This is a genomic window from Nocardia salmonicida NBRC 13393 (assembly GCF_001613085.1).
Classification (GTDB): domain Bacteria; phylum Actinomycetota; class Actinomycetes; order Mycobacteriales; family Mycobacteriaceae; genus Nocardia; species Nocardia salmonicida.
The window spans coordinates 1-22615 of the sequence record NZ_BDBR01000055.1; the positions used below are offsets into that span (position 1 = coordinate 1).

The following is a 22615-nucleotide window of genomic DNA, read 5'->3' on the forward strand; positions in this document are numbered from 1 at the left end:
AGCGAAGCCGAAAGTTCCTCTACTGAAACAGAAGACATGGCGGTGACCGAAACGGTCCGCCTGACTTATACCTACTCTGGCCGGCGTCGGCTACATCAGTGGTTCGGAGCGTCCGTGCCTGGCTGGCTGCCGCCGCAGCCACGGGCGCGATCTGGACCGCCTGTGGCGTACTGCAAGATCGACCAACCCCTCGCTGTTGGCATGGCGAGCATCACCTGGTGCATCGCCTCGAACACCCCGGCTGCTCGCCAGTCCCGCACTCGTCGCCAGCAGGTCACGCCGGACCCGTTCGACTTACCGCCGTGTCTCGGCCGCAAGCAAGTGTAGAGCACGCCGAAGAGTGTTGGCTTGCAACAGAGTCGGGCCAATCTGGATGAGTCGGACTCATCGCCAACGCATGCCCATGCCGGGAGGCATAGGCCAAAAACACTCCGATCTGGCAGTTCTCGGTCCGACCGGCCGTGCCCGAATACTGACGCTGCACTCCCGCCGATCGAAGGCCCTTCTTCAAGAAACCGGTGTCATCGGCGATCAACACCGCGTCGCGGTCACCGAGCCGGGCGGCCGCGTAGTCGCGCACATCGTCACGGACACCATCGACATCCCAGTCCGCGCGCCGCAACAACCGTTGCATCCCGTCCGGACCCACCTCGCCGGCGGCCTCGGCCAGCGTCCACCCGTTCTTACGCTCGAGACCGGCGATCAACCCGGTCACATACTCTCGCGCACGCGCCCGCGGCTCCGATCGCGTGAACCGTCCACTGATCCTGGTATGCAACCAATCAAACTCTGCTGCAACACTATCCATCACCACGCAGGCAAGTTACCTGAACCGAGTGCCGTTGCAGTACTAGTGCCTGGGCCCGGGTCGCTTCTCTGCACCACGCAAGCCGACCCATCGGAACGTGTGGAGCCGTTGGCAAGTGGTCGGTCGGTGAGCGTAGCCGTACCCAAGGGAGGAGCAAGGGGGTAAGCTTCACCCTCCTCGCGGGTGGCATCGCCCGCTGCCAAGTAGGCAATCGCCTGCCCGACTGAAGTTGACGGGGGCTGGAAGGGCCTCAACTCCCAAGGGAGGCAGCTGCTCACTGCGAGATGTCGGCTACGGGTCTGCGCGGCCGGAGGACCAGGCGACTCGCCACAAGTGCGGCGTGTGGCACAGCGACGGACTTGAGGATGCCCACGCACGACTACCTGCTGGCTGTGTGAGGGTGGTATTCCGGACGGTTTGTATGTCAGCGAGGCCGCCGAGGACGACTGCCTCTGTGTCGGTGGCTTCTGGGATCATCGGTGGATGGAGTTCATCGCTGGGACGACCGGTATGCGCCTCACGGCGGCGGCATTCGAAGATCTGCGCCAGTTGGGTACGCATACGACGATCGAGGAACTCCAGGAGGCATTTCGGTCGAGGGTTCGGAAGGACGTCGCGCTGCTGGCTGATCAGATGGCGTCAGCCGATGCGTTCGACCTGATCGAACTGATGCGGCTGCGTGAAGTGCCGATCGCACCCGTATTGGGTTTGGCCCCCAACTTCGAAGGCAGTGCCGCGGCGCTAGAGATGATCACCCTCGTCCTCACCAGCCGGGAATCGCGGCAACCGCCAGATCCCGGACGAGTCGGAAGTCCGTATCCGCATGAGTTGATTTCCGGCCTCCACGATAGCGCGGTGCAACTTCTTCGGCTGACCACAATCTTTTTGATGGCGAGCGCACGTTTCAGCGATAATCCACTCGCGAACCTCGCAGCAGAGTACCAAGGAAGCGTTGTGAACATCCGGGCCATGCAGTACTCGCACATACAGGAGGATTTGAATACTGCACTGTTCGCGAACGAACAAATGAATCTTCTTCTAGAGGACGCGCTCGGATTTAATTATCTGCAGTTCGTCGAGGTTCGGGATGCCGTTGGTGATTTATACAGCGACCGGATGATCGCTCTGCGGGACGAAACTGCAGAGATCGTCCAAAAATATGATGCAATTTCGGTTCCCGATGACGTTGCCGAACAGTTTGAACAAGCCATGGTCGCCATGATGTTCTTGCCGGGCGCACGGGCGCAGTTCACGGTAGCCGATTTGTCCGAGCGAACGTCGTGCGATGAAGAAATCATAAAGCGTGTGCTGGAAAAATTCAGTATCCGATTCACTCAGAGAGATCCGGCAGATGTGGTTCTAGCGTTTCTTCGTGGTGACAATCCGTTACGGGCAGCAAGCCTTGTCAGCGATGATAATGGGCACTACTTGATCGCGGGCAGTCCTATCGGAACCGACGGACTCCGACACGTCATCGAGGAAGCGCTGAAGAATGGGCCCAAGTGGAAGACGTACGATAAATTACGCTGCACGGTAAGTGAGTCGCTCGCCCTCAATATGGTTGCAAATCTACTTCGCACCGAACCTCGATTCGAAGGGCTCAAGTACTTTACACCTAAGGAAGGAATCGATCCTTCGTCTTTGGGCTCAGAATGTGCGAACTTGACCGCGATTGCGGATGAGACCGAATGCGACGGATTCTTCGTTGTTGACGATGTGGCGTTGTGCATCGAAGTAAAGGGACGAAGCGTGGCTGAGCAAGCCCGCCGGGGTGATGTACGGCGCCTAGCGCGCGAACTATCGAGCATTGTTGGCTCTGCGGCACATCAGGCACGCAGACTCGAAACGCTCGTCGAGACGAACGGCGGCATTTGGACAGCGGACCGCGCATGGCTTGATCTTCGGTTCTTGCGAGAGGTACGTTCGATTGCCGTTTGTTTGGATGATTTTGGGCCGCTAGGGATTGCAATGAACGACCTCCGTCGGGCTGAAATCCTGAAAGACGACAAACTACCCTGGATAACCTCGCTGCACGATCTATCGGTCCTGGCAGAAGTATTGGTCCGGCCGGCTGAATTTCTACTTTACGTCCGAAGGCGTTCAGATTCGGGAGTGGCGAGACTCTATCGCGCTACCGACGAACTCGATCTGTTCATGCTATTCATGAGCGGTCAACTCTATGTCGAACCCGATCCCGAGCAGGTATCACGCGATCATCCGATGGTGCCCAGACCCACGAAGGCAGCTAGGCGGCGGTTCAGGCAGTCTCAGAGTATTACCCGAGTCGGAACACATACTGACCCTCTCGATGCATGGATGTACTGGAAGGAAGGGTCTAATCCGGACGAGGCTCCCAAACCGGAATTTATCGCTAATCCATTCGTACTTTCGCTGGTCGATGAGCTGACGCGGCGGCGCGACAATGGGTGGTTGCGAACTACCACAGATCTGCTCGCCATATCCGGCGATTCCCAAAGACAGTTGGAACAAGCGATAAAATCGATTATTCGCTCGACGCAGCTCGATCATCGACCACACAGAGTCATGCAGGCATTCGCAGGCGTTTGGGGACTTCCCATGATAGTTGCAGGATCTTGCCCGCTCGGCACTCTGGCCGATCAGGCGCTAATGATCCATGAGCAGTATACGATAGCGAAGAAACATCAACTGCAATCGGACCGTGCGACGTGCATCTTGATCGATGAAACTGGCCATATCTGCGACGTTAGATACGATAATCGTCCTCCGGGCCACGACCCTGATCTGGATAGCCTTGCGCAGAAACTTGGGCAGCGTCCACCGCGGAAATAGTCGTTCTAGGTAGAGCTTTAACGCTACCGGCTATCGACCGAATTGTTCTTATTTATCCCACATTCCTATACGCGTCGCCCTCCAAGGTGCGTTGACATAGCCTTTGGATTCTTCCGGCGGGCGTTTATTTGTGTCGAATTCAACCGGTGAGAGTGTCACGAATCCGTCCGATCGATCGGTCCGCTTCATGCCCGACTTTAGCGCCATCCGGAAGAGTAATTTATCGTTGGTACGCAACTCCAGGTCATAAATTAACGCCGTGGCCAAGATCAGCATGTCGTTGAATGTGTTTCTCGGATTCGCCTTGACGTTAATGCCCGAAGACACGAGTTCGGAGAGCAAAATAACAGCCTTTTCGGCTATCGCTGGACTTGCAGGTATTGGCTCTATACGAGCGGACACGACGAATTCGTAGTGGTCACCCACTATTCGAGCTATCGCTTTGTCGAAAATAGTTGAGACGACGACTTTGAGGAACGGCTTCGCTGGCCAGGTATGCAACTGAGCCACTAGGTTATGGGCTTGCTCACGCTGATCAGTGAAGCCATATCCAGAGAGTTCCGAAGGGAAGTTGACCAAAAAGCTATCCCTACTCGGTAACCATGCCTGCCCTCGGCGAATGCGTCCTACATGCTCTTTGAGAAAAGGGGCTAAACCCACTTGAAATCTAAAGTGGGGCGGCCCATCCTTAAATGGCGGTGGCGCATATCTATACTTCCAACTGTCCGGACTCTGCATATTATACAGCTCTTGAAGTGTTGCCGTGCTGACCAGTAAAGTTTCAGCGGCAGGTGCGGAGACCACCCCTCGCTGCCATTGCGAGATGAAGTTGGTGTCGAGAAGCAGAGCATCCGACATTGAGGCCCTTTCGGTGGTACCTATGTGATTGGATCGGGTGAGACATTAGCCTCCGTAAATATGCCCGCACGGTGCGCAGTGTTACAGGACTCGGCTAAGCTCTGCCTACACCGAATTCACGAAGGGCGAATCGCCACTAGCAACAGGGGCTCCTGACTCTGCCCGCCGCAGCCGGACATCGACATGGCCCCTACGCAGGCGTCTCAACTCCGAGGAGAGCTCGGGTCCTCGGATCGGGGCGCCACGCTGTTTCCGCGAGCGGTGTCGAGTGAGTCAACTTCTGCTACCGCGGTGATCCAGAGACCGATCATGTCGGCGGTCTGGTCGATCACAACGTCGCGGTCCATGCCCTCTTCCTCCATCTTCACCGAGCGAAGCGCGGTGGAGAAGCCTGCGTTGAGCACGATGTAGGCCATGGTGTCGATGTCGAGATCATGGGTCGGGCCCAAAGATTGGATCAGGTAAAGCTTGATCAACATCCGGAGTCGCGGCTCGAACTCAGGAATCCCACTGCCATAGAACTGAAGATCGGCCACCAAGGCACGCACCAGGGGGGCGTTGGCTACGAGGATCTCGACCCCGACGCGGATGATCGCGGCGACAGTGTCGCGCCGAGGTTCGTCGGCGACCGACGTTGTGAGCAGTCGGCCGTATTGCGCCTCGGCTTGCACGAACAGATCGTCGGTGAGCTCCTTCACGATCTCCTCGCGGTCGGCGAAATACCGGTAGAGAGTGCCGATGCTCATGCCCGCTTCCGCGGCGATCCGATTCGTCGAGGTATTGCCGATGCCCCGGGCGCCGAACAGCTGAGCGGCCGTCGCGAGGATCCGCGTTTTTGTTTCCTTCGCACGATCCTGTTGGGGACGTTTACGCAGTTCAGTGGGCGTCGGCATCAGGTCGACCTCACGAGAAAACCGAACTCAGTGAACGTGAAGCCACCGTCATGATCAAGAAACCAGTGGAATCGGCCACTTTCACTTTCCCCACCTTCGCGACGTCACCTAGAGGCTCTCGACCGCCCCTGCTGTATCCCGGCGTCCCGTCAGATGCCCGGTAGACGATCTCGACCTGACGCTCGGGCAAATCATCGTATACCAGAACAATATATCGGAAGGGACACCGTCAGCGGAAATCTTGATGCGGGGCTCAGTCGACATCTCGCACGCAGCCGACGGCAACAGCACCACGAAACCGCTTGTGCCCAACACGCGCCGAAGCCTGCCCGTCCAGGACTCGCTGCTCCTTCGAGCAAGCATCAGCGTCCACAAACAAGAAAACGCTCACCCCTGTATGTGCTCGCCTCTTCGGGTAGTCACGCCACAGATCAACGGCGTTGGCTGTCGCGGCGGGAGTTGCTCGCGGGGGCGCCTGTCGCCTGGACGAGTCGCGTGACCGGCATACCGCAGATGAAACATTGTTGACTATAGGACACCATGTGTCATACGGTTGGGTGTGTTCCACCGCTCGCTCGAGGAGGAGAATTGTGACCGAAACGCTCACCGACACAAAAGAAGCTTTGAAGGACCGCGCGCAGTCGGCGATGTCCGCCGAGTTCGGCGATACGGGCTGGACGACAAGACAGAAGCTCGCTTTGACCTGCCGCACGCTCTTCGATGCCGGACACGATTCCGGCCTGGCCGGTCAGATCACCGCCCGCGCCGACGACCCGGGCACCTATTTCACCCAGCGACTCGGGCTGGGTTTCGACGAGATCACCGAGGACAACCTGCTGCTAGTGGACGAAGATCTTCAGGTTCTCGACGGCAGCGGAATGGCCAATCCCGCCAACCGTTTCCATAGCTGGATTTACCGCGCCCGACCGGATGTTCAGTGCATAGTGCACACCCATCCGTTCCACGTGGCCGCGCTATCGATGCTGGAGGTGCCGTTGGTCGTATCGCAGATGGACCTCGCCCCGCTCTACGGCGACTGCGCATTCTTGTCGGACTGGCCCGGTGTCCCGGTCGGTAATGAGGAGGGGCGGATCATCAGCGCAGCCCTCGGGGACAAGAAGGCGATTTTGCTAGCTCATCACGGTCACGTCGTCGCCGCGGCGAGCATCGAGGAAGCGTGCTCGCTCGCAGTGCTCATCGAGCGTGCCGCCGCACTGCAGTTGGCGGCCATGGCCGCCGGAACCATCGTCGCTCTGCCCGAACGGCTGGCGCGGGAGGCACACGATTGGACTCTCACTCCGCGCCGCAGCCAAGCCAATTTCGCCTACTACGCCCGACGCGCCCTGCGTTCGCACCCCGACGTTATCAACCGATGACCGAAACATCCCAGGACAGGACAGGATCGTTGACCATGATCGAAGGCATCATCGCCTACCCGGTGACCCCGTTCGCCGATGACGAAACCACCACGGTGGACACCGGCAAACTCGCCGAACTGGTGAATCGACTGGTCCTCACCGGGGCCCACGCCGTCGCGCCATCGGGAAGCACCGGCGAGTCGGCCTATCTCACCGAACCAGAGTTCGACGCCGTCGTCGAAACGACGATCGATGTCGTCGCGGGCCGTGTCCCCGTCATCGTCGGCGCCTCTGAGCTGACCACAGCAGCCACGATCAGCCGGGCCCGCCGCGCCGAACGCGCGGGCGCCGACGCCGTGATGATCCTGCCGGTTTCCTACTGGAAGCTCAGCGAACGCGAGATCATCGAGCACTACCGCAGTATCGGCGATGCGATCGAATTGCCGATCATGGTCTACAACAATCCTGCGACCAGTGGCATAGATATGTCGCCGCGGCTGCTGGTGTCGATGTTCGAAACCATCCCCGCCGTGCAGATGGTGAAGGAATCCACTGGCGACCTTGCCCGAATGTCGGCCATCCGTGACTACAGCGGCGGGCAGCTGCCCTACTACAACGGCAGTAACCCCCTGGTCCTCGACGCGTTGAGCCATGGCGCCTCGGGATGGTGCACGGCCGCGCATTGCCTGGCGCCCCAGCTGTGCCTCGAGCTCTACCACGCCGTACGCGACGGTGAGATTGCCCGCGCGGCAGCCACTTACGCCACGTTGCGGCCCCTACTGGAGTTCATCGTCGCCGGCGGACTGCCCGCCACGGTGAAAGCCGGTCTCGATTTGCTCGGTCTCGGTGTGGGTGCGCCTCGGCGGCCTCTGTTGCCTCCGACCCAGGACGACATCAGCGCCCTGAAGAGCATCCTCGCGGGTCTGTGAAGACGCTCGGTATCAGCTCTGTTCGCTCGGCGTTGGGCGGCCACTCGGGTATGTGGTCAAATGGGTTCGTTGTAAACGCGAGCTGTTTGCCGAGGAAGTAGTGGAGGTTGGCGTGACGTCGTTGGTTCGTGCGGTTCGCCGCCAGCGTGGACTCACACTCGACGACATTGCCCAGCGCACCGGCCTGACCAAGAGCTATCTGTCGAAAATCGAACGCGAACGCAGCACACCGTCTATTGCCGTAGCGATCAAAGTTGCTGCCGCGCTCGAGGTCGAGGTCGGTCAGCTCTTCGCCGCCGATACCGAGTCCCAGAGCTTCGTGGTCGACCGCCTGCCGGAAGAGGGCGACAAGGCTACGCACCTGCGCATGCTCGGGGCCTCGATGCTCGGAAAGACTATGTCGCCGTTCGTTCTCGACCCTCGTCGCGATGACGCGGACCTGGATCATGCCGAGCATCCCGGACAGGAATTGGTCTACGTGCTTCAGGGTCAGATCGACCTGCACTACCGCGACGAAGTCACACCGATGAGCCAAGGCGACAGCGCCTATTTCGATTCCAGCGTGGCGCATCGCATTCGGGCGCGTGGCCGCGCCAAGACCAGGGTCCTCGTCGTGGTGCACGATCAGCCAGGCGCGACACACCGGTGAAAGGTCGTGGATATCGGCGTCGGGGCGACGGGAGACACGCGCAGACAGAAGCGATCGCCTCACCAGTGCCCCCGTGATTGTCGATGTAGTGGTGTGGCTTCGGCGAAGTACCGAACCGCGCCACTGGCCGTGACCCTCTCACGCCACCCGCCGGTGCGGTAGTACCCAGCGGCGGCCAGAGTCCGGTCGAGGCCGTCCAGGTCGGCCGATACGTTCGGTTCAAGAGGCAGTGACGTTGACCAGTTAGCGGTGGTGTGGGGGCCGAATGCGCCGTCATGGCCGTGGATGTCGTAGTGAACCCCGCTGTCGTAGACATCGGCCGCAGCATCACCGATGTCGAGGCGGGCGATGACGTACAGGTCGCTGGTCTCGGTCGCAATGGGAGCTCGGCGGCGGCGTCGCAGAACTACAGCGTCGCGGTTGTTGTCGGAATCGTCAGAATAGCGAGAGGCTTTGCCGGTGAGCGTGTCCCTTCCCATCGTCGGCAGTGGCTCGTGGACAACAACGGAGTCGGATCCAGATCGAGACGAAGCCGGTAGTTCGGAAGTTGACATCTGAAAACCTCACTCCTCGGGGCGGAGCGTTTCACCGACTTTCCGATCCCACCATCGAAAGTTGGCGGATAAGTAGAGGATAAAGGCCCTTCGTATCTGGCATTCGATGGCGAACGTGTGACTTGTTGGACCGAATATTCTTCAACTGATCGTTGCCTTGCGCACCGGGACTACTACGAGAGGGCAGTGCGTTGCGCTGGACTTGTGCTCACCGAGCATGGGGCGAGTAACCCGGCGATCCTGGTCGAAGTTGTTCCAAATTTTCGCCGGATGCTAGAAGTTGCTGGTCGCTTCAACTGTCGGCGACCGGCATGCCCTGCGCGCGGAGGTTGCCGAGCGTGTCGATGTCGTCGTCGGTGTGGCAGCGATGACCACTAAAAAGGTCCCGTGCGACGCAACGAACGAGCCTGATCCGTTCCCAGTACCGCAGGGTGCTCTCCGGCAGGGCCCAGGGCCAGGGGTGAATCCACCTGCGATCACCGGCTTCGGTGGTGACCGGCTAATCTGCCGATCGTGACGTTGCTGATTTCGATGCTCGACGATGACGAGATCGCCATCGTCATGGACACGTTCGGCGCCAATGCCCCTGTCGGGTCGTACTTCACCAAATGCTGGGCGCCTGCTGGCGGGAAGTTCATCGTCGCGGGCACGGGCACCGCCCCGATCGTCGAGCCGTGGCTGCGCGCGATCGCCGCCGATCCGAATCGAGCGGTGCCCGCGGTCATCGCCGAGGCCGAGCGGATCTTGCCCGAGCTGTGGCGCCAGCTGAGCGAGCAGGTCGGTGAGGATCAGCTCGGCCCGACCACCGCTTGGACGTTCTTCTTCAACCCCTACGGCCGGCCACCAGGATCTCGGTGTCTTCCCGGTCGAACTTCGCCCGCGAGACCGAAACTCGTAAGGGAACTCTGATTCGCCCCGAGGTGCCCCTGGACCAGTTCGGGTCCTTCGACGGCTCCGACGCCGAGCTCCTCCGGCTGGCACGCCATGTCGCGCGCTATTGCATCGAGCATCCTGAGCGAGTAGACAATGTCGCTGTCGGCGGGAACGCGCGGATTGTCCGACTTCCCCGAGTCGGTGCCGCGGTGACCCGGCCACTGGGCCGCCTGAGCTGATCGCCCGCCGCCCAGATAAGCGCGAAATAGGGCAGCGTTCATCTACGGCCTTTCAAGCGTTATGACCCGTTTGGCCTGCTTGAGCCGGCGCTCCATCACCGCGCGGGGAAACCCACGACTTGGTCCTGGTCGTGACGTCCAGGACCAGGTTGGGTGGGAACGGGATGTCTCGGCCCAGGCGTGGAACTCGTGGTTGCTAGGAGTGTTCGACGAGGCGCCAGGGGCCTCCTCCGGGGACGGTAGTAATGGTGCCGGCGCCTATCTCGTCGTGGCCGCGCCGGTCGGGATCGACGACGAATCCGATGCCGTTGGTGAGCCGGAGCATGTCGCGGGGCCAAAAATGGTGTCGGGGGGATGACGCCCTTGACGCAGCCGATCAGGGGCAGCTCGCGGTCGAGGACATCCTGGGCGGTGGCGGGGCTGATGTTCCAGGTGGTCACGATCGCGTGGGCGCGCTCGGTCGGGCTCAGGCCGTCGGTGTTGAGGTGGTCGTATCCGACATAGGTGCTGAACGGGGTCGGCGGCAGGGTGGACAGGTCGTAGACAGGGGCATTGCGCACGGTGAGGGCGCCACAAGCTGCTCGCCGCCCGCGCCCACGAGCTGGGGCTCTCGGCGGCCGCGATCGTGCAGGCGACCGAATTCGGCCTCACCGACCTCGAACGCGACCCCGACCAGCGCACGGTGACGCTAACGATGCTCTCGCGCCTCCACGATCCGCTGGGCTTGAGCCTGGATGAGACGCTGCTGACCGATCGCGCCGCGAAAGGGCTCGCCGAACACGACCCGGACGCGGTCGACGACATCGACGCCGCCATGCACGCTCGAACTTTGCTCGCGGTGCTGGTCAGCCAGGACGGCATCGGCGTGGATGTCGTGCTCGCGGCGACACGATGGTCGCTCGCCGAGTTCGAGGCCGGCCTGACTTATCTGCGCGCGCAGCTCGATCGGACCGCGTCGCAGGTCCTGGCCACCGATGTCGTGCCGCATCTGGCGCTGCGCCCGGGTGTCCTGCCTGGCCCGCTACGGGTGGCCTTGGCGCGTCCGACCGCGATGCGGCGCGGCGCGGCCTGGACGCTGACACCGCGATCCAGTTGCTGCGGTTGGTGCGCAAGGAGATTCTGCGCCCGGTCCCAGGTGGGCCGATACCGCTGCCCTCGGAGGTCAACGCCGACCGTGACGTCGACACCCGTCGGCTTCTCGATGCCGGAGTTGCGGTCGGGCGCGGCACCAAACCTGGCGACGAGCTCGCGCTCAGCTTCGACGACTACGACGGGATCAACGATCCCGAACAAGCCGCTGCGGGCCTGCGGATCCATCCCGATGTGATGTTCGGTCTCGGCCTGGCCGAGCGGCCCGCCCCGGCGTCGGCCCACACCAAAAATAGTTCCCGAAGATTCAGCCGAGCTGGTTCGCCCGATGGGCGGCCAACGAGTCCGCTAACCCGCCAGAGCGTGTCATTCCTACTTGTGACGTTGGGAAATGGGCCTGCTGCACAGCATCCGGACGAATAGTGCGGCGAATCGTAGGTGGGCCAGGACATCGGGTCCGCGCCAGGTGAGTGACCACACCGTCGTGGTGGTACTAGGTGGCAGAGTGTGGCCCTCGAATCGATCGGCCAGCCAAGCCATGGTCAACGGGGTGCCGAGGTAGAGCAGGGCCAGGTGCATACTCAGGCGGTCGCGGACGTAGTGCACATGTGCGCCGGCACGCCGGTATCGCTCGACGTGGCGGTCCACATCTTGGACGGCGATCAGTTCGTCGTTGACACCTTGAATGACCAGGACCGGCATCGAGGGCGCCTGCGCCCCGGGGCGGATGTCGTCGAGGACAGCGCGCATCTCGGGCAGGTCCAGCAGTTCGGCGAAGCTGGACTCGCTGTAGCGGTCGAGGTTCTTGCCCGCGAATCGCGACAACAATGCCAAGGTGGTGCGCGAGGCGGCGTCGGCGAGCAGGGTGTGGAATTCGGGTTTGGCGTGGTTGGCCAGTAGTTGCTCGAGTTCTGGGTAGGCGCGCTGCAATGCCGCGACGCAGACCGTGGAGAACCCTGACATCAGGGAGCCGTTGAGCCGGACGAAGGTGGCCCCGGGATCGCCGACGGGTGAGCCCGCGACCGCGCCGACGATATTGAGTTCTGGTGCGTAATCCGCGGCGACTTCTGCCGCCCACGCGGTCGCAAGCCCTCCGCCGGAATAGCCCCACAGGCCGACCTCGGTGGTGGGCGATAGGCTCAGTGGTTCGAAAGCCAGTGCCGCGCGGGCGGCGTCGAGGGCGCGATAGCCGGGTTCGCGCGCGACTCCGAAATGCCCGCCCATGCCTCCGTGATCGGGGATCGAGACCGCCCAGCCTCTGGCTAGGGCTTCGGCGATGACCGGTAACTCCAGTTGCGGAATCGCCCCCAGTGCTCGCGCGCCCCGGCGTAGGGCGTAGGAGGGGAAGCAGTTCGAGCTGACACCGTCGATCGCGCATTGAAACGACACCAGCGGGCGCGCGATGGCTTCGGCGTCGGCCGGAAGCAGCACCGTGGTGACTGCGACCTCGGGGGCACGGTGCAGATCACTGGTGCGGTAGAGCAGTTGCCAGGCCGACAACCGCTGAGGGATCAGACCGAACAAGGCGATCTCGGTGACGCGGGTGCGCAGGATCGTACCCGGCGGTCGGGTCGCGAAATCCGCGGGTGGGCAGTAGAACTCGTCGCTTTCCGGGCGGATCGCCCGGGCGGCGGGATTGTCGGTGAGCGTCGGGGGCGCAGCATCCGACACGCGGGGTGAGCTCATCCTGGTGGTCCTTTCGCGCGCCACGTTCTCCGGGCGCCGATATGGCAGAGGGGGTAGCCGGGCCGAACGGCCGCATGCACATCCCAAACCTAACGACAAGTGGTGGTGAAAAGAATTGTCTCCCAATACAATTCGATCGCTACTATATGTACCCGCAGAGCAGGGGTCCCGACGTCGGCGTTGAACTGGGCCCCTGCTTGTGGGGTCCGGTCAACGCCGACGGGCAGTGCTACCGCGCTGCAGGCCCGGCGTTCGGCCCTCCGGACGACTGATCGAGCAGGGCACGCGATCATGGGTTACATCCGTTGGCGGTCCGCCGGGCCGGTCCGTGACCTCGCCACCGGTTCCAAGGTCCAGCGCCGGACTATCTCCCTGTGGCGTGACCGGGCACTAGACGGCCGTGCTGGTGGGCTGGTCGACCGATTGGTAGTCGCGCACGATCAGCGCGGCTTGCAGAATCCAGATGAGCTTTGGATTGCGCGCGTTGAGTCCCACGAGCTCGTAGATCCGTCGGAGCCGGTAGTCGACGGTGTTCATGTGGATGTGAGTTTCGCGTGCGGTGAGCCTGCGGCTGAGGCCGTTGTTGATATGGACGCGCAGCGTGGCGATCAAGTCCGGGAACTCGGCCACCGGGTCGAGGAACACTTCGAGGCGATCCCGTCCCGGCCCCGGCCGAGTCAGTTGATACTCGATAGCGAGGTCTTCGATCTCGTACATGCCCGGCGGGTGATGCAGGCGTATCGCCACATCCAACAGTTCGTGTGCCTCCTCAGCGGCGCAGCGAACCTGGTCTCGGTCGACAGTCACCCCCACCACGGTGAGTGAGGTCCGTCCGACCATCTGGCGGATCTTGTCGATGGTGAAGGACTCCGGCACGAGAATCGTTGCGCCGAAACGGGATTCCAATCCCGGCATGGGCTGCCCGAATCGTGCCGACAGCATTTCTCGGAACTCGCGCGGTGATACCGCATCACGCCCGGACCGATCGGCGGCCACCGCGAGCACGGTGTAGCGCTCATCGAGTGGCGCACCGTGCTCACGAGTAGCTCTGGTCGTATAGCGGCCGCTGAGCAGCGTGTGGGCCACGTACCCACCGCGATCGTCGCTAGGCGGTGCGACCTCCATATAGATCGTCGACACCGTCGCGGTCACCGAGCTCAACGCGTCCATCAATCGATGGACTTCGTCGAAAGGCGCACCGCGGGCCTCGAGATCGTCGAGGTGTAGCCGGAACCCGGCGTGCACATGCTGCTGCACTGTTTCGATCGGTACACCGATGCTCGCCCAGCGTGCGGCGGCCGGACGAATACGCGAGATCCGGCGGCCGTGCTGTGTTGGCTCTGTGTCGGAGACCAGTGCCAGGCAGTCGGCGACGATGGCGCTGATCTCGTCGCGCAGAACGTTTCCTCGTCGGCTGCGACGGGGGATGGTTTCGAGGATCTTGTGTGCGATCCGGTCGGTCGCCGGCGCGAGTTGCGCCGGCGAGTCGACCTCGATATGAGCGGCGGTCATCGCGGACTCACAGTTTTCCGCTGCCACCGATCAACCACGGGTTGAACGAGCAGTTCAGGGCCGGGTGGTTGACGGGGTCGAGGGCGTTGAGAGCGATAGAGGCCGAGCGCGGTGAATACATCAGGGTCAGGTGATCGGACAGGTCCTGTTCGCACCCTTCCTGCAGCGTGATGTTACGGACCGTCGCGCCCTCACCCGCTTTGAGGAACGCAAGGTCATAGGGGTTGGTGACCTCGTCCCAGCGTGATGCCACCGCGGTGTAGTCGACACCAGGGACGGTGTCGCCCTTCGCGTTGAGCGTGGCGTAGAACGGGGACCCGACCGTTTGCTGGATGTTGGCAATTCCGATGATCGGTTCACCGAATCCGAGGACGTCGATGCCGAGGTTGTTGATCGCCCGACCGAGCGTCGCGATGCCCATCAGTGTGGTGCCGTGGTGGGTGGCACCGTAGGTGACCAGCTTGTCGACCTTGTCCGCGCCGCCTTCGAATTTCAGGTAGTGGTTCGCGACGGTGCCGCCTTGGGAGTGGCCCACGATGTCGACCTTGTCCGCACCGGTCGTCGTGCGTACCCGGTCGATGAAGTCAGCGACCTGGACAGAGGACTTCTCGATGGGTCCGACGCCGTAGCGGCCGGGCAGAATGGCGCCGACACCGCCGCCCTCGATGAGACCCGAGCGTCCGAAGTTCAGGGCGAACACACAGAACCCGGCTCGCGCGAGTTGCGGTGAGAGGTAGCTGAAGGTGTCGAAGGCGTTGAGCCAGGTGCCGTGCAACAGCACCACCGGGCGAGGATGAGCAGCGCTGGGCTTGCAATCCCAGTTGTTCGCGCCCGCGGGGGCGACATCGGGGCTGACCAGCCCGTAGGCGAAGGCGGCGAGCGGGGCGGTCAGTTCCGGGCCCTGACCGGTAGGCGCTGCGGCCGTGCTGTGTCCATACCCGGAACTGCTGCCCGAGGCGCTCCCGGACGCGCTGCCTGATCCACTGCCCGAACTACCGGAACCGCTGCCCGAGCTACCGCCCGAGTCGACGATCGCCTGAGGTTGTCTGCCGTCCGGCGAAGGCTTGAGCCCCTCGCTGATCGCGTCGGCCAGAGACTGCAAGTCCGCGGTGGGCGCGGGCTCTGCGATGGCGGGTGTGGCTGCGAGTCCGTGCCCGACGGCGACTCCCACGATGAGCGCGGCGGCCACAACGGACCGGCGCATGTGCTGCTTCATTGCAAGCATTTCCAACAATTCCTATCTGATCGACCGCGCACCACCGATCCAAGTGACTCGGACCACAATCAAGTGACGCTGTGATGGACGTCGCTTCGTGGTGGCGGCAAGGAAAAGTCTGTACCGATCGGTATGGGCCGTCACTGCACTGACGTCCAGAGTCGAGAGACCTGACCTTGTAGTCGACGCCAAAGTCTGAGTAGCCAGCGGTGCTCTGTTGTCCGATTGGCTGCCCTGGGGTCACAATCAACCCATGTCAGCCGCTATACCGTCGACCACCGCAGATCCGCCCCTCGCCGCACGCATACTTACCAATTGGCCGAAGCTCGCTGAGGGGATGCTGGCTTTGGGTCTGGGTGCCACGACACCGGCAGCGGGCCTTCCGGACGACCACTTTTCCGGCGAAGTGCTGCCCGCCATTTATGCCTGCGGGCGGGCGATGTTGTTCGCTCTCGGTGAGAACCGCGACCTCACCCGAGCCGAGGTCGAGACCTTTGTCGCCCCGGTCGCGGAGCGTCACGCGGAGGACCGCTTTCCGCTGTCGATCCTCATCGAAGCCATCCACGGATCCGCCCAGGCGGTGTTGGCCGCGGCCGCCGCGCTCGCACAACCAACAGAGATCAATGAGCTGGTCGCGATCTCCTCACGCGCGCTTGTCCTGCTGATGCACATCAATGTCGTCGTGACAGAGTCCTACAACGATGTCGAGCACTCGATCTATAACGCCGAAAGAGCCGCTCGCCGAGAGCTGTGCCTGGCGCTGCTTCGTGGTCAGCCCACCGATGAACTGGCCGCTCGCGCCGCGACACCGGTGACCGACCAGTACACCGTCCTCGCGATCCAGACCGTGCCCGATGACCAACCCGGCCCGACAGCGGATCTGCTGGCACGGCGACGGATGAGGATCCTGCATCGGGCGCTGGAAACGCTCACCAACGGAACCGGGTTGGTCACGTTCGACGGCGCCAACGGGATCGCGCTGTTGCCAGAGGACGCCGACCCGAACAGCACCGCGGCACTGCACGCTGCGATGGCGGCAGATCTCGCCGAGCAGTTCGGCAAGCCGGTCTTCCTCGCCAACCGGGTCACCGTCGCGCGAGCTGACCTGCCCGGCGCGGCAGAAGAAGTCGCTGAGCTCGCGACTCTCGCCCGTCTTCTCGGACGACCCACGGGCCTGTATCGGATCCAAGATCTACTACTCGAATACCAACTCACCCGCCCCGGCCCATCACGCGACCAACTCGCCGGTCTCATCGCTCCTCTGCTCAGCGCCCCCCATCTGCTCGAAGCGCTGGAGGCGCATCTGCGTTTCGGGGTCGACCGAAAATCGGCCTCGAAATACCTGCATGTGCACCCCAACACCTTCACCTACCGGCTGAGCCGAATCGGTGAACTCACCGGGATGAGTCCGACAGACCCGAACGAATCACGCATTCTGGCGGCGTCACTGACGATCCACCACATGTACCCGCCGCCGGTCGTCGCCGCGACCCAGTAACGACCGATCGCGGCGTCCCGCTCTCGATAGCTGCGGTGATCCAGGCTCGTCATGAGTGTCAGCAAACCGCTTCTGATCAGGCGGTGTCGCCGCGTGAATCGGTGGCCGCTGCTGTGAAGCGTGCGCAGCGGAAAGCCTTTCTTCTGGAAGGACTTTCTGCCCTAGTTGCCTACCGGTAACTGTGATGGGGTTGTTCTCGTGAATGCTCCGTCCCCGTAAATGTGAGGTGCGCCGATGACCGTTGTTCCGTCAGCTAATTCTGTTTGCCCTGCGAACGAGTGCGCTGTCGAAGGCCGGAAACCGAAGACTGCGAGCCGATCCTGCGCGCAGCAAAGCCGGGGAAGTAGATGCGTAAACTCCTGCTGCCCAGATGATTCCGGTGATCGGGGCCCAGCCGATCACCGATCCGGAGCTGTGACCGCTTCTGCTTCGGGAAAGACTTCGCGCAGCGAGTTCTACATCATCGCCCGCCTCGATCTCGATGACAGCGCGGTCGATGTCTACAGCAAGATCTTCGACGCCCCGGGCAGCGGTCGGCACGCGGGCGAGTGGTCGCGGTCGTGGTCTTTGCCGGTGCGGCCAGGTACCGCAGCTGATCTGGAACGGCTCGATCGCTTGCTGGCCGGCGCCGGATATCGGCGCTCCAGTGGCTGGCGGAAGCGGATCACCGCCAGTGGCGCCGTGCGCTACTTCGCCGATGCGACCGCTTCGTCCTACGCCGGCATACGGACTCGATAGCTCGCCGCATCAGCACCATCCCCGATTGTGCGATCTCGCCGCTTGTTCATGCTGCAGCAGCGCATGGTGCAGCGCAGAGGCACTGCCGGGCAAATACATCAAACGAACGTAACTGAGCGTCGATTTGGAACCGTTGACTCTCCGACGTCGGCGAGTCGCTACTGACACGAGGTGACGAATCGGCACTGACATTTTCAGGGACGTGACCCGCGATGACATCGCAGGTCTGAGTGAAGGCAGGCGGTTGTGACGCACGTTCGATGTATTCCTCGAGCGGCCTGGTGCTGACCAGTGTCGAGACGCCGGACGCGACAACATGCGGGGCGGAGGGATCGTGAGCTGGTTCTATACGAAGAACCGAGTCCACGATGGCGAGACCTTCTACGTGAAGGGCCTGTAACCGAGAAGGAGTAGACGATGAGCGAAACCGGGACCGTCCAGGTCGATCACCACCAGTTCCTGCTGTCCACCATCGACGCCGATCCCACCGACGCCACTGCAGAAGGAACCCTGATCTGGACCGGTCCCGGATTCGTCTGCGTGCTGACGGGCATCGCCAATGGCCCGGCCACCCTGATCCTCGACTGCACCGCCGATACCGAACTCCGATTCGACGATTGGGAAGCAATCGAGGAAACCGTCATCGAGACCGATTCACCGCTGCAGGTGATGAGTCTCGACGGTGACCTCACCGAACACTTCCTCGCCATCGCGGCGGGCCGTTACCGCGTGCGGGTCCACGCTCGCGGCCGTGACACCCACTTCGATCTCGGTGTCACCGAACCTACCGAGACCTACCTGATCCAGCTAACCACCACAACCAGCCAGTTGGCCGGAATCACCCGGCTGCACAAGATCGACGATGCCCACACCGTCGCCGTGACCGCGCCGACGACCAAACAGCGCCCACAGATCGACGCCGAGCACATCTACTTGCTCAACGAGGGCGATACCTACGCGAAGGTGGATCGGTTCGGGCCTGAGGCCTATGCCTTCTACGCTCGCAGAGAAGCTTTCGGGGGTCGCCAACCGACCGGGCTCGCGCTGCTCGACCTCAGTGTGAAGGGCGCGGCGTCGATGATCGCCTACCTGGATCGTGACCTGGTCGACGAAGTCCTCGCTCTGTCTGGCCCCGTACAGCAGGTGCTGATCCGGTGGTGTGCCCGACAAGCCTTCGAACGGGCAGGTCTGACCACGATCCCTGACTTTCGTACTGTGCTGGACGCTCTCGATGCCGGTGCGACAGCGCCGCCGGACTTCGCCAACGCCTCGCTGCTCGGGCAACGTCTCGACACCGACCCGCAGATCAAGCTGACTGTGGTTCCCGGCTTCGAAGGGATCGGTGATCTGATTCCGCAGTTCAGCGCGATCGGTGTCTACATGTATGCGGCTGTTCCCGCCATCGAGCCATGGCAGACACTGACAGCACTGCACTCTGCGCTGTGCACCTTCGGGCGGGACTTCCCTGAGCTGATCGCCCGTATCCGCCGCGAGTTTCTCGCCCCGATGTGACGCGGCGCAGCTGTCTGTCCGTTCAGCGCGACGACACGGGCCGGATCTATCGCTACAAGGTCGTCGGCCTCGTGTTCAAGTCGAAAGAGATCACCGCGGGGTTCGGGCAACATGGATCGGCGGCGCGCCTGCCGCGCGGGCCATCCGCGTTCTCGAACAGCTCCAACCAGCTGGAGTCGAATATCTTTTCGCCGCAACAGAATTCACCGGCGGATACGGGCCTGCCTCCCTGACCAAGAACCCTGAGAATACGCGCTACGGACGATTACGACGAACGACCACCTCAACTCCCTCGTTACCTGGATCAACGGATACTGCGCCACCCACCGTCGCGACGACTTCATCCCTACCGTCAACGGAACCGCCTGGCGGATCACCACATCATCGCCGAGTCAACGGTCAACGGTCAGTCTCAAACCCCATCCAAATCTGGGATGGTGTAGCAGTCCGTCGCCGCTGATCTCGCGGTACTCGATGTCGACGAAGACCAGTTCGAACCCCCACGCGGTCAGCGCGACCGACGTCGGCGGCGGGTCATCGAGCGGACTGGTCTCGCGGCGCACCCTGTCCAGCGCGGCGCGGATACGCCGCGAAGAAGCCGGTCCCGACCCCGCCAATACAGCGCAGACGCCCGCCGGGGTGTGGGCGGTGAGGACGAGGCGGCCGAAGGTCGTGGTGTTGGCGCCGTTGCCGGGGACCGCGCCGACGATGACGGCCTCGGTTGTGAGACTCGAGACCACTTTCGTCAAGGCCGAGGAGCGGCGGCCGGGTTGGTAGATCGAGTCGCCGTGTTTGCATACGGGTTTGGCCAGCATTGTTGCTGGCACGGCAAGACCCACAAAATCAGCCTAATCCGGGCTCGGAGCCGTTCCGCTCGGGCGACGGATACTCGGCGCGGGCGCCGCCCACTGGACCGGTGCGGGCTTATTCTGCGCTGGTAGGCGCGTTTTCCTTGGATGAAGCGAGGCCCGGTCATGGCAGGAAAGTTCGAGCTCTTCGACGACCCGCGGGCAAGTTCCGGTGGCGGCTCAAAGCGGGCAACGGTGGAATCATCGCCCAGTCGCAGGCCTATTAGTCCAAGGAATCGGCGAAGAAGGGCATCTCCTCGGTGCAGACCAATGCTCCTGGCGCGACCCTCGTCGACCTCACAGGCACGGCGAAATTGCCGTCGGGCGGTGAACGGTGCGGATACTCACCTCGGCCCGTCGATGCTCAGACAGCTCGCCCGGCGAGAAAGCAAGGGGCCGGCGTGTTCGCGGTGGTCAAGCGGAACTCCGAAGGCATACCGGTGGCTAAGGCGGTACTCGAAATGGGTCACGGCCGCTGTCTCGGGCCAGACCGAAACTGGCCTCTTCCCATCAGGCAGGTGTTTCAACCCTGAAGTCCGAGAACTGTCGCCGGATCAACATCATCGACCAGTTCCGGTTTATTCGTCTCCACAACGGTGAACCCTTCACTCATGACCAACTCACGTAATCGGGCACCGAGTACGCCGAGCATGGATCTGACCAGCACCACCATCATGTTGGCGACCTGTGTGTTCTTTCTGTTGGGTATGACCGCCTTGACCGAGTCGCTGACCTTTGCCTTCTTCGGCGCCGTCAGCCTGGGTGCGGCGATGACGATGTCCTCCAAAATGCTGGGCCTCAACGGCCTCTAACTCACCTCCCCCCGTTGAGCATTACGAACGCCAGGAGCTGAACCGCATGCCCACCACCGCCACCCTCCCCACCTACGAAAACCCCGAACCCTTGTTCGTGCACCTGGCGCTGACCGACCCGCGCAGCCCCGAACACGACGCGCTGCGCGACCAGATCATCGAGATCTGCCTGCCGCTGGCCCAGAACATCGCCCGCAAGTACGTCGGCCGCGGCGAGATCTTCGACGACCTGCTCCAAACCGCGCGCCTCGGCGCGGTCATGGCAGTCGACCGCTACGACGTGAGTACCGGATCACCGTTTTTGGGTTTCGCGGTCCCCACCATCATGGGCGAAGTACGCAGACACTTCCGCGACCACATCTGGCCCTTGCACGTGCCGCGCCGCGAGAAGGAGCTCCAGGGCAAAGTCAGGGTGATGACCGACGAGTTGACCCGACGCCTGCACCGCTCCCCCACCGCTCAAGAACTCGCCACCGAACTCGATGTTCCGGTCACCGATATCACCCGCACCCTGGTGGCGGCCAACGCGTTCCAGACACGCAGCCTCGACACCCCCGCCCGCGAGACCGACGGCGATCCCAGCATGACGATCGCCGAGACCTTCGGCGACGAGGACCCCCGCTTCCAGCTGGCCGAAGACACGATCACCGTCGCACCCTTGTTGGCACAGTTGTCGTCCGAGGATCAGCAGCTGTTGATCTGGCGGTTTTACGACACACTCACCCAAGGCGAGATCGCCCAACACCTCGGCATCTCCCAGATGAGCGTGTCACGCAAACTCACCAGACTGCTGGGTGATCTGCGTGCGCAGACCACCGATGACCACCTCACGGTCGCGGCCTGAACTCTGACCTTCGCCTGCAGCTGTCTTCCACTTCGCAGTCGTCCGCCCCGCTTGTGTCGGCCGGGAGCTGTCTGATCGTTGGTTGCCAGCAGTCCGCGGGCTCGCGAGCCTCGAATATCGGATGATTCGGCATCGCTGCGAATATCGGGTCGCTCCCGTTCGCGGTCCGGGAGAAGCCAGCCCGCTCTTCAATCGGTACCGGGCCGCGACCGGAATAAATGCCCGGTTCACGCCGGTGCCTGATGGATGGGGCGGTGGGGCGGGCGGGACAGCTTTCGATTCTCCAGGAAGTTCATAGCCTGCTTTGCCCCCACATCGACCTCGCATCCGCAGCCGACCTTTCAATGTGTCGGCCGCCAGCCTCGTCGCCAGGGTGCCGGGAAGTGTTGCAGCGCAGTCGAGCCGAACGAAGCCGCCCCTGAATTCGTTCAGACAGGTGCGGGTCGTTGCGCGCTACTTGAACGCCGCAGCTTCGCCCGTGCTTGAACCGCAACCGACGAGAATCGCGGAAGCGAACGCTACGCCCTCAATCGGGCCCCGACACGGCCGAGGAGATCAACCCGACGACCGCGGCCATGGTCATTCTTCCACCACAAGCGTTCAAGGCGACGAACAACAAACTCATGACGGACCCCTCCCGAAGGTGTTGCGCGATCTGCTGCCCGTTCATCCTGGTCTCTCCGGGGTGCGGATGGGTCAATGGCTCACAGTTGCGCAACATTTCGCAACATTCTTCTGTCGCGGTCGCCCCCACTCCTAGCGTTATGGCCACGCCGCACGACGCCGATCCGACGAGCAGTCACCGGCGCCGTGGGCGCTCACTTCACCGCCCTCGAGGAGACCGCACAGCCGATGAACGACACAACCCGCCGCGTACCCGCCGAGTTG

The 22615-nt window shown here is 62.5% G+C and carries 20 protein-coding genes and 1 pseudogene; 12 read left to right on the forward strand and 9 right to left on the reverse strand.

The window, feature by feature from the left end:
- Positions 1-274: 274 nt before the first annotated feature.
- On the reverse strand, positions 275-814 hold the full coding sequence (locus NS1_RS34920; RefSeq protein WP_255284811.1) for an IS701 family transposase: 540 nt from the start codon (positions 812-814) through the stop codon (positions 275-277).
- 477 nt (positions 815-1291) lie between these two features.
- Here NS1_RS34920 and NS1_RS34925 point away from each other — a divergent pair, with 477 nt between their 5' ends.
- Positions 1292-3619 (forward strand): hypothetical protein, encoded by a 2328-nt coding sequence (locus NS1_RS34925; RefSeq protein WP_157125566.1) that lies wholly within the window; start codon positions 1292-1294, stop codon positions 3617-3619.
- Positions 3620-3667: 48 nt separating this feature from the next.
- Here NS1_RS34925 and NS1_RS40560 read toward each other — a convergent pair whose 3' ends face one another.
- Both NS1_RS40560 and NS1_RS34930 read right to left on the reverse strand, forming a co-directional pair.
- A complete protein-coding gene (locus NS1_RS40560) occupies positions 3668-4477 on the reverse strand; it encodes a type II toxin-antitoxin system VapC family toxin (protein WP_157125567.1) in 810 nt (269 codons plus the stop codon).
- 203 nt (positions 4478-4680) lie between these two features.
- The gene (locus tag NS1_RS34930; RefSeq protein WP_062991503.1) at positions 4681-5370 is read right to left on the reverse strand and encodes a TetR/AcrR family transcriptional regulator; all 690 of its coding nucleotides are present in this window, start codon (positions 5368-5370) and stop codon (positions 4681-4683) included.
- Between the two features lie 590 nt (positions 5371-5960).
- On the opposite strand from NS1_RS34930, the gene NS1_RS34935 reads away from it, so the two are divergent.
- The 3 genes from NS1_RS34935 to NS1_RS34945 all read left to right on the forward strand — a co-directional run bounded on the left by NS1_RS34935 (position 5961) and on the right by NS1_RS34945 (position 8306).
- Positions 5961-6746, forward strand: coding sequence for an aldolase (locus NS1_RS34935; protein WP_084504746.1), 786 nt, complete (start codon positions 5961-5963; stop codon positions 6744-6746).
- Positions 6743-7657 carry a dihydrodipicolinate synthase family protein gene (locus tag NS1_RS34940; protein ID WP_062991505.1) on the forward strand — a complete coding sequence of 305 codons (915 nt, stop codon included), beginning with the start codon at positions 6743-6745 and terminating at the stop codon, positions 7655-7657. Before NS1_RS34935 ends, NS1_RS34940 begins: the two co-directional genes overlap by 4 nt.
- 112 nt (positions 7658-7769) lie before the next feature.
- Positions 7770-8306: a helix-turn-helix domain-containing protein gene (locus tag NS1_RS34945; protein WP_062991533.1), complete on the forward strand. Its 537-nt coding sequence runs from the start codon at positions 7770-7772 to the stop codon at positions 8304-8306.
- A 59-nt stretch (positions 8307-8365) separates the two neighbouring features.
- Here the strand turns inward: NS1_RS34945 and NS1_RS34950 are convergent, their stop codons facing one another.
- Positions 8366-8785, reverse strand: a complete 420-nt coding sequence (locus NS1_RS34950; protein WP_062991507.1) for a hypothetical protein — start codon at positions 8783-8785, stop codon at positions 8366-8368.
- A 588-nt stretch (positions 8786-9373) separates the two neighbouring features.
- On the opposite strand from NS1_RS34950, the gene NS1_RS34955 reads away from it, so the two are divergent.
- A complete protein-coding gene (locus tag NS1_RS34955; protein ID WP_062991509.1) occupies positions 9374-9769 on the forward strand; it encodes a hypothetical protein in 396 nt (131 codons plus the stop codon).
- Between the two features lie 828 nt (positions 9770-10597).
- A complete protein-coding gene (locus NS1_RS34965; protein ID WP_062991513.1) occupies positions 10598-11299 on the forward strand; it encodes a hypothetical protein in 702 nt (233 codons plus the stop codon).
- A gap of 134 nt (positions 11300-11433) precedes the next feature.
- On the opposite strand, the gene NS1_RS34970 is transcribed toward NS1_RS34965, so the two are convergent.
- The 3 genes from NS1_RS34970 to NS1_RS34980 form a co-directional block, all read right to left on the reverse strand.
- A complete protein-coding gene (locus NS1_RS34970) occupies positions 11434-12747 on the reverse strand; it encodes a lipase family protein (RefSeq protein WP_062991534.1) in 1314 nt (437 codons plus the stop codon).
- Positions 12748-13137: 390 nt separating this feature from the next.
- The gene (locus NS1_RS34975; RefSeq protein ID WP_062991515.1) at positions 13138-14259 is read right to left on the reverse strand and encodes a PucR family transcriptional regulator; all 1122 of its coding nucleotides are present in this window, start codon (positions 14257-14259) and stop codon (positions 13138-13140) included.
- 7 nt (positions 14260-14266) lie between these two features.
- Positions 14267-15463: an esterase/lipase family protein gene (locus NS1_RS34980; RefSeq protein ID WP_255284812.1), complete on the reverse strand. Its 1197-nt coding sequence runs from the start codon at positions 15461-15463 to the stop codon at positions 14267-14269.
- 265 nt (positions 15464-15728) lie between these two features.
- Here NS1_RS34980 and NS1_RS34985 point away from each other — a divergent pair, with 265 nt between their 5' ends.
- The 4 genes from NS1_RS34985 (at position 15729) to NS1_RS35000 (ending at position 19456) form a co-directional block, all read left to right on the forward strand.
- Positions 15729-16973, forward strand: coding sequence for a PucR family transcriptional regulator (locus tag NS1_RS34985; protein WP_062991519.1), 1245 nt, complete (start codon positions 15729-15731; stop codon positions 16971-16973).
- Between the two features lie 414 nt (positions 16974-17387).
- A complete protein-coding gene (locus NS1_RS34990; RefSeq protein WP_062991521.1) occupies positions 17388-17711 on the forward strand; it encodes a hypothetical protein in 324 nt (107 codons plus the stop codon).
- 417 nt (positions 17712-18128) lie between these two features.
- On the forward strand, positions 18129-19223 hold the full coding sequence (locus NS1_RS34995) for a hypothetical protein (RefSeq protein WP_062991523.1): 1095 nt from the start codon (positions 18129-18131) through the stop codon (positions 19221-19223).
- On the forward strand, positions 19220-19456 hold the full coding sequence (locus NS1_RS35000) for a hypothetical protein (RefSeq protein ID WP_062991525.1): 237 nt from the start codon (positions 19220-19222) through the stop codon (positions 19454-19456). The genes NS1_RS34995 and NS1_RS35000 overlap by 4 nt, the downstream gene beginning before the upstream one ends.
- Before the next feature lie 159 nt (positions 19457-19615).
- Here the strand turns inward: NS1_RS35000 and NS1_RS35005 are convergent, their stop codons facing one another.
- Positions 19616-20050: a hypothetical protein gene (locus tag NS1_RS35005; RefSeq protein ID WP_157125568.1), complete on the reverse strand. Its 435-nt coding sequence runs from the start codon at positions 20048-20050 to the stop codon at positions 19616-19618.
- 89 nt (positions 20051-20139) lie between these two features.
- On the opposite strand from NS1_RS35005, the pseudogene NS1_RS42055 reads away from it, so the two are divergent.
- Positions 20140-20604, forward strand: a pseudogene (locus tag NS1_RS42055) (YegP family protein).
- Here NS1_RS42055 and NS1_RS41065 read toward each other — a convergent pair.
- The gene (locus NS1_RS41065) at positions 20595-20858 is read right to left on the reverse strand and encodes a hypothetical protein (RefSeq protein WP_143876132.1); all 264 of its coding nucleotides are present in this window, start codon (positions 20856-20858) and stop codon (positions 20595-20597) included. The pseudogene NS1_RS42055 and the gene NS1_RS41065 overlap by 10 nt on opposite strands.
- 71 nt (positions 20859-20929) lie before the next feature.
- Between NS1_RS41065 and NS1_RS35010 the strand changes: the two genes are divergently transcribed.
- Entirely contained in the window at positions 20930-21727 is a 798-nt protein-coding gene (locus NS1_RS35010; protein WP_062991529.1) for a SigB/SigF/SigG family RNA polymerase sigma factor, read from the forward strand.
- The last annotated feature ends 888 nt before the right edge of the window (positions 21728-22615 follow it).